Origin of the sequence: Dyadobacter sp. (genome assembly GCF_039919315.1) — a bacterium.
Lineage (GTDB): Bacteria > Bacteroidota > Bacteroidia > Cytophagales > Spirosomataceae > Dyadobacter.
On the sequence record NZ_JBDSFX010000066.1, the window covers coordinates 42638 to 56357 of the forward strand.

Annotated in this window: 10 protein-coding genes and 1 pseudogene; 8 read left to right on the top strand and 3 right to left on the bottom strand. The window is 45.7% G+C overall.

All coding sequences use genetic code 11. The annotated features are described in order from the left end of the window. The first annotated feature begins 52 nt into the window (after nt 1-52). The 6 genes from ABIO93_RS18225 (at nt 53) to ABIO93_RS18250 (ending at nt 10840) form a co-directional block, all read left to right on the top strand. Entirely contained in the window at nt 53-1642 is a 1590-nt protein-coding gene (locus ABIO93_RS18225) for a DUF5060 domain-containing protein (protein ID WP_348070195.1), read from the top strand. Between the two features lie 14 nt (nt 1643-1656). Continuing rightward, nucleotides 1657-2025 carry a YchJ family metal-binding protein gene (locus ABIO93_RS18230; protein WP_348070197.1) on the top strand — a complete coding sequence of 123 codons (369 nt, stop codon included), beginning with the start codon at nt 1657-1659 and terminating at the stop codon, nt 2023-2025. Between the two features lie 299 nt (nt 2026-2324). Further along, nucleotides 2325-5471, top strand: a complete 3147-nt coding sequence (locus ABIO93_RS18235) for a TonB-dependent receptor (RefSeq protein ID WP_348070199.1) — start codon at nt 2325-2327, stop codon at nt 5469-5471. Between the two features lie 20 nt (nt 5472-5491). Continuing rightward, nucleotides 5492-6904, top strand: a complete 1413-nt coding sequence (locus ABIO93_RS18240; RefSeq protein WP_348070201.1) for a RagB/SusD family nutrient uptake outer membrane protein — start codon at nt 5492-5494, stop codon at nt 6902-6904. Nucleotides 6905-6909: 5 nt separating this feature from the next. Beyond that, on the top strand, nt 6910-8751 hold the full coding sequence (locus ABIO93_RS18245; protein ID WP_348070203.1) for a six-hairpin glycosidase: 1842 nt from the start codon (nt 6910-6912) through the stop codon (nt 8749-8751). Between the two features lie 61 nt (nt 8752-8812). Continuing rightward, entirely contained in the window at nt 8813-10840 is a 2028-nt protein-coding gene (locus ABIO93_RS18250; protein ID WP_348070205.1) for a glycoside hydrolase family 127 protein, read from the top strand. Nucleotide 10841: 1 nt separating this feature from the next. Here ABIO93_RS18250 and ABIO93_RS18255 read toward each other — a convergent pair whose 3' ends face one another. The 3 genes from ABIO93_RS18255 to ABIO93_RS18265 form a co-directional block, all read right to left on the bottom strand. Next, nucleotides 10842-11219: a helix-turn-helix domain-containing protein gene (locus tag ABIO93_RS18255; RefSeq protein WP_348070207.1), complete on the bottom strand. Its 378-nt coding sequence runs from the start codon at nt 11217-11219 to the stop codon at nt 10842-10844. A gap of 3 nt (nt 11220-11222) precedes the next feature. Continuing rightward, nucleotides 11223-11528 carry a type II toxin-antitoxin system HigB family toxin gene (locus ABIO93_RS18260; protein ID WP_348070209.1) on the bottom strand — a complete coding sequence of 102 codons (306 nt, stop codon included), beginning with the start codon at nt 11526-11528 and terminating at the stop codon, nt 11223-11225. Nucleotides 11529-11606: 78 nt separating this feature from the next. Further along, complete coding sequence (locus tag ABIO93_RS18265; protein WP_348070211.1) at nt 11607-12362, bottom strand: DUF1080 domain-containing protein; 756 nt, start codon at nt 12360-12362, stop codon at nt 11607-11609. 238 nt (nt 12363-12600) lie between these two features. Between ABIO93_RS18265 and ABIO93_RS18270 the strand changes: the two genes are divergently transcribed. Both ABIO93_RS18270 and ABIO93_RS18275 read left to right on the top strand, forming a co-directional pair. Continuing rightward, complete coding sequence (locus ABIO93_RS18270; RefSeq protein WP_348070213.1) at nt 12601-13368, top strand: DeoR/GlpR family DNA-binding transcription regulator; 768 nt, start codon at nt 12601-12603, stop codon at nt 13366-13368. A gap of 105 nt (nt 13369-13473) precedes the next feature. After that, nucleotides 13474-13720 (top strand): annotated as a pseudogene (locus ABIO93_RS18275) (fucose isomerase); the annotation flags it as partial.

Sequence of the window (13720 nt, forward strand, 5' to 3'; positions counted from 1 at the left end):
TGGCGACCCCGTCTTCAAGACTTGGCAAGTCTCCCCTAAAAAAACATCATTTATGAAATCATCGGTAGCGGTTTTAGTATTTTTTCTTTGCGCTCAAATGTGCGCGCTGGCACAGGAGCAAGTGCAACGCTGGGATCGGTTCGAAGTCACATTGGCTGGCCCACAAAACGGTAACCCATTCGCTGAGGTCACATTAGCAGCCGAATTCACGCAGGGCACTGAGAAAATTAAGGTCGATGGGTTCTATGATGGCGGTGGGAGTTTCAAGATCCGTTTTATGCCACAGAAAATAGGTCAATGGAAATACAAAACGATCAGTAACAATAAGCTGCTCAATGCAAAAACGGGCTCATTTACCTGCATTACACCTCAGGCAGACAATCATGGCCCGGTTCAGGTGGCCGACACTTATCATTTTAAATACGCAGACGGAAAACGTTACTATCCTTTTGGAACTACATTATATGCCTGGACGCACCAACCGCAGCAGCTGGAAGAAATTACATTGAAGACATTGAAAAATGCGCCGTTCAACAAAGTTCGGATGTGTGTTTTTCCAAAATATTATGCTAATGTCGAAAATGAGCCGGAGTTCTATCCCTATGTTAAAACCGGTGAAACGAAAAATAGCAAAGGAAAAACGACGTTTACCTGGGATTTGTCAAGATTTGACCCAAACTTTTTCAAGCATCTCGAAAAGCGCATCGACGATCTGAAAAACCTTGGTATTGAGGCGGATATCATAATTTTTCATCCCTACGACAAAGGGCACTGGGGGTTCGACAGCCTCGGAAAAGAGAACGACCTCCGTTACATTCAGTACCTGACATCCCGGCTTTCGTCGTTTCGGAATGTGTGGTGGTCAGTAGCCAACGAGTTCGATTACATTAAAACCAAGCCGCGTGATGTCTGGGATATTTATACCAAAGCGGTAGTGGCGGCCGATCCATACAAACACCTTTGTTCCATTCACAACGGCAGCGTTTACTATGACAACTGGAAACCCGAATTTACGCACGTAAGTATTCAGAATGGTTCAACTGTCGAAGATTTCGGGCGGGCGACGCTGCTGCGGGATGTATTTTTCAGGCCAATGATTTATGATGAAGTGTGTTACGAGGGCGACCTGCCTCAGCGCTGGGGGCATTTGAGTGGAGAAGAAATGACAGCGGCTTTTTGGCACGGCGTGATCGCGGGTACGTATGTGACGCACGGGGAAACTTATAAAAATGCGGGCGACACCATTTTCTGGGCAAAAGGCGGACGACTGATTGGTAGTAGTCCTGCCAGGATCGGGTTTTTACGAAAAATACTGGAAGCTGCTCCTGCACCGCTTGAACTGGCCGATCCGTGGAAGGATCATCAGACCGCGACCGCCGATAGCAGCTATTACCTGGTTTATTTTGGCAAGGAAATCAAACCGGAATGGACATTCAGTTTGCCTAAAAAAGCTGGCCCGCGTGCCAATCGCAAATTCACCGTCGAGCTGATCGATACCTGGAATATGACGATTACAAAGCTTCCGGAGATTTTTGAAACTGCCGAACCGACCGAGTACCGTATCTTCGACAAAAACCACAAATCCATCCGCTTGCCGGCGAGGCCTTATTTGGCTTTGCGGATTGTGGAAGTCAAATTGTAAAGAACTCATCACGAATGAAAACCTGTTTTTGCGGTTCCGACCAGCCCTATTCCCGTTGCTGTGGCCCTATTATTAAAGGTACAGCGAAGGCGACTTCGGCGGAGAAACTGATGCGGTCGCGGTATAGCGCCTATGTGATGGTCGCGGTGGACTACCTTTTTGATACGACGCACAGTTCTCAGAGAGCGGGCCTTTTCAAAAAAGACATTGAACAATGGGCCAGAACGAACAATTGGCAAAAGCTGGAAGTGCTTCACGCTGATACATTTATCGTAGAATTCAGAGCTTACTACACCGACCGACAAGGCAAAAAGCAGGTTCACCACGAAAAGTCGACATTTGTTTTTGAAAATGATAGCTGGTATTACGTGCAGGCCATTTAAGTGTGTCAATATATCTCTTAATTTCTCTCTTTTGAAATTATTCCTCCTCTATTCTTTCTAAAACTCTTCTATTTATTGCGTATACCAATCTTTTCTGCTGTATACCTATTGTTAAATTTTACTTTACACTGACTGAATGGATGTGTAAGATAGAATTTAACAATTTTTTATGGAAATAAGACATATTTATTGCTTTAATGTTTTTTATCTGTTTAAATATTTATACTTTTCGTAAAAAATAGAATAAAATAGAAAGTAAAAGAAAATTTCAGCATCAACCCAAATCGGTTTAACTCATTATGAAACAATTCTTACCTATCATCCTGGCATTGATACTGGTAGCACCGGTGGTCCATGCACAGACCCTGACGGTCAAAGGCAGGGTAACGGGCGTAAGCGATGCGGATCCCCTGCCGGGTGTAAGCGTCGTGATCAAAGGCACACAACGCGGAACAACCACTAACGCAGAGGGAGGTTTTCAAATCGATGTGCCAGACCAGGCTACTGTGCTGGTTTTCAGTTTTGTAGGTTACAAATCGATGGAAGAAACCGTAGGTGCCAGAACTGACTTTTCGGTTCGGCTTTCACCTGAAAACAAGTCGTTGGAAGAGGTGGTAGTAGTCGGTTATGGAACGCAAAGCAAGCGTGCGGTCACCGGGGCTGTGATTTCTATCAATTACGATAAATTTAAAGACCGCTCATTCAGCAATGTGACGCAGTCGCTGGCCGGGACTTTGCCTGGTGTCAATATTTCGCAATCCCAGGGTGCGCCGGGCGCTTCGCCAGTGATCAAAATAAGGGGTGTAAGCTCCATTACGGCCGGTACTAATCCACTGATCGTAGTGGATGGTGTGCCGTTGGAAAATTTTAACCTGAATCTTATTAATCCGCAGGACATTGAATCGGTTGAAGTACTAAAAGATGCTTCTTCGGCTGCAATTTACGGTTCCAGAGGATCGAGCGGGGTCATTTTGGTCACTACTAAAATGGGCAAGCCGGGTAAGGTGAATGTCAGCGCCAATGTAGAATATGGAAGCCAGAAAGTGGTGCGGCGTGTCAAAATGATGGATGCGCAGCAGTTTATTGAAACTTATGTGGATGCCAAGAACAATGCATGGACGGCGCAGGGAGGCAATGCAAGCGACCCGAATAGCGCACGACCTGCTACATTGAAAATCCCTGAGGATTTTGTCAATAATCCGCAACAGTTTGGAAAAGGTACTGACTGGCAGAAAGTGATGTTCAGAACCGCGCCATCGGTGACGGCTCAGCTCTCAGTTTCCGGCGGTACTGAAAAAACCCAATACATGTTCTCTGCCGCTTACCTGGATCAGACCGCTGTTCTGGACCGGAACTACTACAAAAGACTCGCCGTGCGTTCGAATGTGAAAACGGCCATTAACAGCAAAATGACGGTAGGGCTGAACCTCGGGCTTACCTCCATTTTTGACCGCACGGAAGGTACGCAAGGCAAAAGTGATGTGATCAGCCTGGGTTTACAAAGCAATCCTCATTTCCCGGTTTACAACGAAAATGGCAATCTGGGCTACCGTGATCCGAATTCTACCTGGTTCAGGTTTACCTCTTTTGCGGATATGAACCTTTGGCATCCTTACTCGCTGACGCGGGAAGTGGATAAAGGAAGGAAGTCTTTCAACACATTGGCAACAGGGTTTCTCGAATATGAAGTGATTGATAATCTGCGGTTTCGTACCAGTATCAGTGGCAACCTTTACAACATGCGCAATTCTTTTTATTGGAATGATAAACAGGGTTACGGCTACTCGGCAGTACTCGCGGCGCAAGGGAATTCTGGCGACAGCTACATGCTGAACTGGCTAAGTGAAAACACATTAACTTACGACAAAAAGTTTGGAGCGCATGCTTTGACCGGACTTTTGGGTTACACCATTCAGAAGCAGCGGGATGAAACCATGTACGTGGCCGCCAATAATTTCCCGAACGATCTGGTGCATACATTGAATGCAGGAACGGTGACCGCCGGAAATACCACGGCTAGTGAATGGTCGCTGCTTTCGTATCTTGCTCGTGTTCAGTATAATTTCAAAAACAAATATTTCTTAACCGGCGCCATTCGTCGTGACGGTATGTCGCGGTTTGGAGAAGACAATAAATGGGGGTATTTCCCCTCCGTATCGGCGGGCTGGCTGATTTCGGACGAGGCATTTATGTCCGCGCTGCCGGCGGTCAACAACCTCAAATTGAGAGCGAGCTATGGTGTCACGGGTAATAACCAGATCCCTAATTACGGCTCCATCAGTCTGCTGGGTGCAGCACCTTACGTTAACGGAACCAATCTCGCCAATGGATTGAAGGTCAGTGGCCTTGCTAACTCGGGGTTAAAGTGGGAAAAGACGGATCAGTTTAACATTGGCGTCGATCTGGGCATGTTCAATAATCGTTTGAATGTGTCTGCAGAATACTACAATTCCATCACCCGCGACATGCTTTTGTTCGTTCCGATCCCGGACATTACGGGTTTCTCTTCCCAATTGACCAACATTGGAAAAATGCGTAACAGAGGTGTTGAGCTAAACATTTCGAGCAAAAATTTAACGGGTGACTTCACCTGGACTACTGATTTTAATATATCCCACAACCGCAATAAGGTGCTGCAACTAGGTGCAGGAAACGCGCCCATTCAATATGTAGACAATGTGGTGACGGTACGGACGGAAGTAGGCCAGCCGGTTTCCAATTTCTATGGATATGTTTTCGACGGCGTGTTTAATAATCAGTCTGAAATCGACGCTTACCCGCACCACGCGAGTACGACACCGGGCGATCCGAAAGTGCGCGATGTGAATGGTGACGGGAAAATCTCTGATGCGGACCGTACGGCCCTGGGTAATTATCAGCCGGATTTTATCGCTGGTATCACTAATACAGTGGGTTACAAAGGTTTTGAGCTTTCGTTTTTGTTCCAGGGATCATTTGGAGGAGAAATTGCCAATAACAATGTCCGTTACCTCGGTACCTGGGACAATGGCCGGAATTTTTTCGCGAGTATGTACAATTACTGGCGCTCAGAAAGCGAGCCTGGTGACGGCAAACATTTCAAACCAACGGTTAATTATCTGGGCCTTCAGAAGCAATTTTCTTCTTACTGGGTCGAGGACGCATCATACATTCGGTTAAGAAATGTACGGGTATCCTACGGCTTACCTGCCAAATGGACCAATAAATTGAAAGTAAGCAGCGCGAGGATTTATGTCAATGCCGAGAATGTGCATTTGTTCAGCAAGTACACCGGCTATGATCCTGAAAACACCACTTACGGAACCACTTCTTACAGCAGCAGCATGGAAACTGCGGGTAACTACAGCAGTGGCAATGCCCCGGTACCTGGCGCTTTCCAGGGTGTGGATTATGGCTCTTATCCATTACCAAGGGTGATTACAGTAGGCATCAAGGCAGATTTTTAAACAAAAAAATAAAGATAAAAATGAAAAAGCTCATACAATTCCTGGCCATGATCAGTTTTGTGGCTGTTTCGTGGGGATGTAAAGAATCTTTTCTCGAACTGGCGCCGGTATCGAACCCGAATGCTGATAATTTTTACAAAACCAAAACAGATTTCGATCTGGCGACGAATGCTGCCTATAATACACTTTATACGGTGTATCATCCGCAGGGGCCGGTTTCCTACGCTGGTGAACTGATGTCGGACAATGTTACGATCTTCAATATCTCGGGTAACCAGGCTGACAAATGGCAGTTTCGGGACTACTCGTTGGCTCCGGCCAATACCATGGTTTATCAGTTTTGGCAGGATTTCTATAAGTCATTGTACAACATTAATATCATTCTCAGTAAGATCGAAACTGCTGATTTGGATGCAACCTACAAGTCTCAGGTGGAAGGCGAAATGTTGTTTCTGAGGTCGCTGTATTACTTTAATATGGTGCGGATATGGGGTGATGTGCCGCTGGTGACGGCTCCTGTGACTGCGGCTGAGAGCTACAATATTCTACGCGCGCCGTCTACCGAGATTTACACGCAGATTATCAAAGATCTGGCGGAGGCAAAAACCAAGCTTGCGGCCACGTCCGCCATTGCGGGTAGGGCTACAAAAGGTGCAGCGCAGACATTGCTTGGTAAAGTTTACCTTACTTCCGGTGACAAAACCAATGCTGCCAAAGAGCTTAAAGAAGTCTATGACAGCAAAAAGTATGAACTGTTGCCTTCTTATGCTTCGTTGTGGGATGTTAAAAACAAAAACACGAAAGAATCTATTTTCGAAATCCAGTATCTCGGTGGCGCTGCTACCAATCCGTACAGCAATTATTACCTCGAATTTTTCCCTAATTCCAATGCATTGGGCTTCTATGGCGCGGGTATGAACCAGGTTGTGGATGATCTCTGGAATGAATATGAAAAGGGTGATACCCGCAAAGAAGCGTCCATTGATACAGGATTCACGGATGCGAAAGGAAATTTCACGGCGGCCAGATTTCCAAAAAAATGGACCGATAAAACGGCCCCGCTCATTAACCAGAGCATTGCTTCCAACAACAATTTTATAGTATTGCGCTACGCTGACCTGCTTCTACTGCTAACCGAGGCTACGGGTGACGTGTCTTACCTGAATCAAGTCCGGAAGCGTTCCAATCTGCCTTTTTATGGGGAGACGGGTTATCCGGCCAAGTATTCGACAGTAGATCTGGCATTGGAACATGAGCGCCGTGTGGAACTTGCATTTGAATTTCAGCGCTGGTTCGATTTGAAGCGCACCAACAGAGCATTGCCGGTTTTGACACAAAAAGGTAAAAGTGTGACGCAGGACAAGCTGATTTTACCAATACCTAACATTGTCAGAGATCAAAACGCCAAAATTACCCAGAATAACGGGTACTAAAATTAATGAACAAGAATAAAATTATTGCAGGTATAGCACTCATTTCGAGCGTATTGGACTCGCCAATTTCAATTGCGCAGGACACGATTCGCTATACTGGAAATACATTGGTGAATGTGGATTACCATCACGGCCAGCTGAGTCCGGCGATCGGTGCGCATTCTTACCAGACGATGCGTGCGCGGCGAAATGACCCGGATACGGTTTTGTCTTGGACTTACAACCATGCACCGATGCTGGCCTATTGGAATGGCAGTTTTTATTTGAATTATTTGAGTAACCCCGTCGGAGAGCACATTCCGCCGGGGCAAACTTTGTTACAGAAGTCCAAAGACGGTACTAAATGGTCGAAGCCAGTGGTAATTTTTCCGCCTTATAAAATTCCTGATGGTACTGTCAAAAAGGATCATCCCGGCGTGGCGAAAGACCTTTATGCGGTGATGCATCAGCGCATGGGCTTTTTTGTTTCCAAAAACAACAGGTTACTGACGCTCGGATTTTATGGAATCGTACTAGATGCGAAGGATGACCCGAATGACGGCAACGGAATCGGCCGGGTGGTTCGCGAAGTGCTAAAAGACGGCAGTTTCGGTCCGATTTATTTCATTAGGCATAACACTTCCTGGACTCAAAAATCGGATTACCCGATGTATACGACGAGTCCCGACAAAGGTTTTGTGCAGGCCTGTGAAGAGTTGCTCGGTAACCGGCTGGTAACCCAGCAATGGGTGGAAGAAGCCGATCGCAATGATCCGTTGATTTCTTTGAAAGGTGAATATAAAGCGCTCATCTACTATCATTTGCCTGACGGCAGGGTAGTAGGGCTTTGGAAAAATGCATTGACCAGTATCAGTAAAAACGAAGGGAAATCGTGGCTTTATTCTCCTAAAAGGGCGCCAGGATTCGTGAATAGTAATGCTAAAATCTGGGGTCAGCGCATTTCTGATGGAAAGTATGCTACGGTTTACAATCCCTCAGAATTTCGTTGGCCTTTGGCTATTTCTGTCAGTGATGATGGCTTGAATTATAAAAATCTGCTGCTGGTCAATGGTGAAATAACTGCCATGCGTTACGGTGGCAACTACAAATCTTACGGGCCGCAATATGTTCGCGGGATCTCAGAAGGAGACGGTGCGCCGCCTGACGGCAAGCTTTGGGTTGCTTACAGTATGAATAAGGAGGATATCTGGATTTCGTCGGTTCCGGTACCATTGAAGGAGAAAGCTGAAAAGCATGCGACTGACGATTTTAATGCTTTGCCGGATGGTAAAGAGTTGAATGAGTGGAACATTTACAGCCCGTTGTGGGCGCAGGTGCAGGTTAGAAAAGGCTCTGCCGGATCAAAAATCCTTGTTTTGCAGGATGCTGATCCATTCGATTATGCTAAGGCCGAGCGCGTGATCCCGTCGACCAAAAAACTGATTGCTGAATTTTCTATTATTCCACAGCAAAATGATCACGGCCTGCTCGACATTGAATTTCAGGATGCAAAGGGTATGCCGGGCATCCGGTTATCATTTGATTCGACGGGAATTTTCAGGACCAAAGCGGGCTATAGGAACAAGACTCTTTTGGAATATAAATCTGGCGAAAAGTATGACATTAAAGTGCAGCTGAATACCGAAACGAGGCTTTACAGTATTTCGGTAAATGGTAAAAATATGGGTAACAATGTGCTTTTTGCTCCTTTGGAATCGGTGAGTCGCATTGCATTCAGGACGGGAGATACGCGCCGTTTTCCAAATGCGGATACGCCGACGGATCAAATGTACGACTTGCCGGATGCAGGAAGACAGGATAAGGAAGCTGTCTTTAATATTAACTATGTTACTAGCAAGCCGTTTTAGAGACTGTAGAGACTTACCAAGTCTTGTAGACTTGGCAAGTCTTTTTCAATTAATTCGAAATATGAAAAAAAGCAAAATTGCCTTAGCGTTAGCACTGTTCTATTTGACAGCAGTATATGTTCAGGCTCAGAAAAATGCATTGGTGAACACTTCACAAAGCGCTTTTGCGAAATTAAGCAGCCCGGATATGGACGCTGTGCAATGGACGCAGGGGTTCTGGGCCGACAGATTTAAGGTATGCCGCGAAACGATGGTACCACAGCTTTGGAAAACTTACACCGACCCTGAAATCAGTCATTCGTTCCGGAATTTCGAAATAGCTGCCGGTCTCGAAGAGGGCAAATTCAAAGGACCTTCATTCCATGATGGCGATTTCTACAAGACATTTGAAGCCGTAGCAGCCATGTATGCGGCTACCAAGGATAAAAACTTGGATGACCTCATGGACAAGGCCATTGCTGTGATGGCCAAGGCGCAGCGTGAGGATGGATATATTTATACCAAAGCGATCATCGAGCAAAAGCAGAAAGGTGAGTCTAAAATGTTCGATGACCGGCTGAGCTTTGAAGCTTACAATTTTGGTCACTTAATGACTGCTGCCTGCGTCCATTATCGCGCCACCGGCAAAACTACATTGCTTGAAGTTGCTAAAAAAGCAGCTGATTTTTTGATCGTTTTTTACAACAAAGCCACGCCCGAGCAGTCGCGCAATGCGATATGTCCGTCACATTACATGGGGTTATCCGAGTTGTACCGTACGACTCGCGACCAAAAATATCTGACTTTGGTGAAGCATTTGGTGGCGATCAAAGGCGCCACGGAAGGTACGGACGATAATCAGGATCGGATTCCATTTTTACGGCAAACCAAAGTAATGGGCCACGCCGTCCGCGCTAATTACCTGTATGCGGGCGTTGCGGACGTGTACGCCGAAACGGGCGACACGGCTTTGATGGGTCAGCTGAATGTGATGTGGGACGATGTTACCCAACACAAAATGTACGTGACGGGCGGTTGCGGCTCACTATACGACGGTGTTTCACCCGATGGTACTTCTTACAAGCCGGATGAAGTGCAGAAAATCCACCAGGCGTATGGGCGCGATTATCAGTTGCCAAATTACACAGCGCATAATGAAACTTGTGCCAACATTGGTAATGTGCTCTGGAACTGGCGCATGCTGCAGATCACGGCTGATGCTAAGTATGCCGACATTGTTGAGCTTGCATTATACAACAGTATTCTGTCCGGGATCAATTTGAAAGGAGATAAGTTTTTGTATACCAACCCATTAAGTTATTCTGATGCTGTTCCCTTTGAGCAGCGGTGGTCCAAAGACCGGCAGAGTTACATTTCAAAGTCCAACTGCTGCCCGCCTAATGTGGTGCGTACTGTGTCGGAGGTGAGCCAGTATGCTTATAGTTTGTCCGAAAAAGGCGTTTTTTTTAACCTTTACGGAGGTAATCACCTTCATACTAAGCTTAAAAGTGGCGCGCTTAAATTGACACAAACCACCGACTATCCGTGGAATGGTAAAATAAGTATCAAAATTGAGGAAGCGCCAGCAGAGTCGTTTTCGGCCTTTTTCCGTATTCCTGGCTGGTGTAGCAATGCTAGCCTGACTATTAACGGAACGCATCAGCCGCTTCACTTTACGCCCGGAACCTACGCTGAGATCAAGAGAAATTGGAAAGCAGGTGATAAAATTGAGTTGATGCTTCCGATGCCCGTTAAGCTGATCGAGTCTAATCCATTGGTGGAAGAAACCCGCAATCAGATAGCCGTGAAGCGCGGACCAATCGTTTATTGCCTCGAATCGCTCGATCTCCCAAAGGGTAAAACGATTTTTGACATTGCTATTTCCGCCAAGAATAATCTGAAACCAGTTCAGTTAATGATTGAAAATAGTCCGATTACAGGTTTGCAGGGCGATGCATTGGTCGTTAACCATTCAGACTGGACCAAGAAACTTTACCGCGAGGTGTCTACGCAGGCGCCGGAAACCATTCAGGTGAAGCTGGTTCCTTGCTATGCCTGGGGCAATCGTGGCCATACGGATATGTCAGTATGGCTGCCGCTGGCGAGGTAAATCAGGCATTATCCAGTAGAAAGGCCGGGTCAATGCCCAACTTTTTATAGACCGCTTTCAGAAACGGAACATCGGGATCACGTTTACCACTGAGGATCTGGGAGAGCTTTGGTTTTCCCAGTCCGAGCATGTCAGCCAGCGCCGCCTGCGTTAATTTAAGCTGAAAGCGCTTCAATTCAACCATTTCAGAAATGGTTTTGGGTTTCGGAAGCGGATAGTGAAAATCTTCAAACTCTTCCGCAGCCACCGCCATGTTTCTCAATTTACTGACTTCACTTGCAGAAAGATTACCTTCACCTTTGTCCATTAAAGTGCGTATTTCCCCCATCGCGTTCACATATTCTTTTTCACTCACGAAAGTGATTTTTTCAGTCTTCATAATTTAGCTCTTATGTTGAATAGTCGAAGCTTCGATTCTGTCATATTCCAAATGAGTGCCGATAAACAAAATGTAGACAGTCCGGACATCAAAATGAATCTTTGCAATCAGTCGGTAGTCGTTGCCCTTGATATTAAAAACATAGCGTTCATTACCCACGGAGTCCACGGAATTGAATGTCCTTTTGATGTCAGCGAAATTTGACCAATCGGCTGCCTTTGAGTGGCGATACCAATTCAATAGTGCATCGGTGGCTCTCGGCTCTGTTACTGCAAATTCATTAATCGCCCTTTTGGAAATAATAACCATCAAGTGTGTGTTTGTGTTGTGCAAATTTAGAATAATGTTTCAATTTTTGGAATTATATTCTAAAAATCGAAAATTCCTTCACAGCTCCCGAACCCAGATATTCCGAAAACTGACCCTGCTGTTGTGTTCTTGTAATCTCAATGGCAATTTAGCTTCATGGTATTCGTACTTGGGATAGCCCTGGTATATCATGGGGCCTTTCAGTTCTTCGTGGTTAAGGATAAGTATATTGTTGTGAAATACAGTCATGAATGCAGGTGTTTTAAGTGTCTTGTCTGCATTGAAAACAGGGGCTTCGAACACAATATCGTAAGTCTGCCAGGTTTGTGGTTTTCTGGCGGCATTGACGAGCGGAGCGTGTTGTTTGTATACACTGCCAGCCTGCCCATTGTAATAAATGCGGGTGTCGTAGTTATAGGACTCGTAAATCTGTAATTCATAAAGTCCCATCAACAGTACCCCGCTGTTGCCGCGGTTCATATCCTTGTCTTCTTTTGGGTCGGGCGTTTTCCACTCGATGTGAAGCTGTACATTTCCGAATTTTTGCTTCGTGCGAATGTCCGTTGTTTTCGGAACAATGGTGATTTCGTTACCGGTCGTCTGCCATTTTACATTGGAACCATCTAAATGCTCCCATTTACCTAGATCCTGCGCTCCATTATAAAGCACAATCGCATCCGAAGAAGGCTGCGCGTAGTTTTCTGCAGGGGTAACCAGCGGAGGTTTGACTGACCAGTCCTCGGTAGCGGAGGCCGGGGGTAGAGTTTGCGAAAATATTGCGCCTGAGGTAGTTAGGACCAGACAAAGTGATGTTGCAAAATGAAGATTCTTCATGATAATATGGATCGATGAAAGCCGTAAAAACCAGTTGTGGGAATTTTAGAAATAATATTACAATTACGTTGTTTTATTTTCAATTATTATTTTTTATTTTCTTTTACTTTCTTAAATTTGCTTTTAATGTTTTTGTTGAGCGTATTTAAATAGAATGTGTCTATTTTTTCCGGCACCGGTAGTTATTAATTGTTTTAAATCTATTTTTAGATAAAAAAGGACAAAAAACAATAATATAATGCTGGCAAATCAAAGAAGAGATAAAATACTGGAATTGCTTAAAGAGGATGGCTCCGCGAAGGTGATTGACCTGGCGAGGCTGTTCAAAGTGACCGAAGTGACCATTCGTCAGGATCTGGATAAACTGGAAAAAGACGGGCTTGTGATCAAGGAACACGGCGGGGCATTTCTTAAAAATGTGGAAGATCAGGTCCGTAATTTTTCACTGGGAAACCAAGAGAATCTGGACAAAAAAGAGTTGATCGCAGCCAAATGTCTGGAATACATTACAAATGGCGATACGATCATTCTGGACTCGGGATCAACGACAACTGAAATCGCTAAAAAGCTGAGAAACAGTAACCGGCACCTGACAGTGATCACCAATGCGCTGAACATTGCATTGCTTTTGGGAGCTGAAACGGGAATTGAAGTGATCATGACGGGAGGCGAATTTAAGCCACCTACATTATCACTCACCGGCCAGAAAGCGGCGGATTTTTTCAAAGGGCTGAATGTCCAGAAGTTATTCCTCGCGACGGCCGGATTATCATTGAAATCAGGATTGACTTATCCGAGTATTAGTGACCTGGTTGTGAAAAAGGCAATGATCGATGCGGCGGATACGACTTATCTGGTAGCGGATTCGACAAAAATAGGAAAAAGTGCATTTGCAAGTCTCGGGGCGCTGTCGCTGATCGACTATATCATCACCGACGCAGGAATCGAAGAAAAACACAAGCAGCTTTTCCAAGACAACGAAATCGAACTCATCATCGCAGAATGAACCGGAGAACCCAAGACTTAAGTCTTGGGCTTGCGGCCACCACCCCGGACCCAGTCCGGGTACACACCAACCCTGGGCTTCAGCCCTGGGCCAAAAAAGAAAAACATGCGTGAACAAGGAAGTATCGGTGTAATCATAGGTAACAGGGACTTTTTTCCCGACAGGCTGGTGGCTGAGGCCAGGGTTGAGATCATTGATTTGTTGAAAAAGCTCAATATCAATGCAATCATGCTGGATACTGAGGCAACGAAACTCGGGGGCGTTGAGACTTTTCAGGATGCGCAAAAATGTGCGGCCTTGTTCAGGGAACATCGTGACCAGATCATTGGCGTGCTGGTGGTACTGCCCAATT

Excerpts from the sequence above, each read along its gene's own strand:
- ABIO93_RS18235 (WP_348070199.1), top strand. The coding sequence starts at position 2,325 with ATGAAACAATTCTTACCTATCATCCTGGCATTGATACTGGTAGCACCG.
- ABIO93_RS18250 (WP_348070205.1), top strand. The coding sequence starts at position 8,813 with ATGAAAAAAAGCAAAATTGCCTTAGCGTTAGCACTGTTCTATTTGACA.
- ABIO93_RS18230 (WP_348070197.1), top strand. The coding sequence starts at position 1,657 with ATGAAAACCTGTTTTTGCGGTTCCGACCAGCCCTATTCCCGTTGCTGT.
- ABIO93_RS18225 (WP_348070195.1), top strand. The coding sequence starts at position 53 with ATGAAATCATCGGTAGCGGTTTTAGTATTTTTTCTTTGCGCTCAAATG.
- ABIO93_RS18245 (WP_348070203.1), top strand. The coding sequence starts at position 6,910 with ATGAACAAGAATAAAATTATTGCAGGTATAGCACTCATTTCGAGCGTA.
- ABIO93_RS18240 (WP_348070201.1), top strand. The coding sequence starts at position 5,492 with ATGAAAAAGCTCATACAATTCCTGGCCATGATCAGTTTTGTGGCTGTT.
- ABIO93_RS18260 (WP_348070209.1), bottom strand. The coding sequence starts at position 11,528 with ATGGTTATTATTTCCAAAAGGGCGATTAATGAATTTGCAGTAACAGAG.
- ABIO93_RS18255 (WP_348070207.1), bottom strand. The coding sequence starts at position 11,219 with ATGAAGACTGAAAAAATCACTTTCGTGAGTGAAAAAGAATATGTGAAC.
- ABIO93_RS18265 (WP_348070211.1), bottom strand. The coding sequence starts at position 12,362 with ATGAAGAATCTTCATTTTGCAACATCACTTTGTCTGGTCCTAACTACC.
- ABIO93_RS18270 (WP_348070213.1), top strand. The coding sequence starts at position 12,601 with ATGCTGGCAAATCAAAGAAGAGATAAAATACTGGAATTGCTTAAAGAG.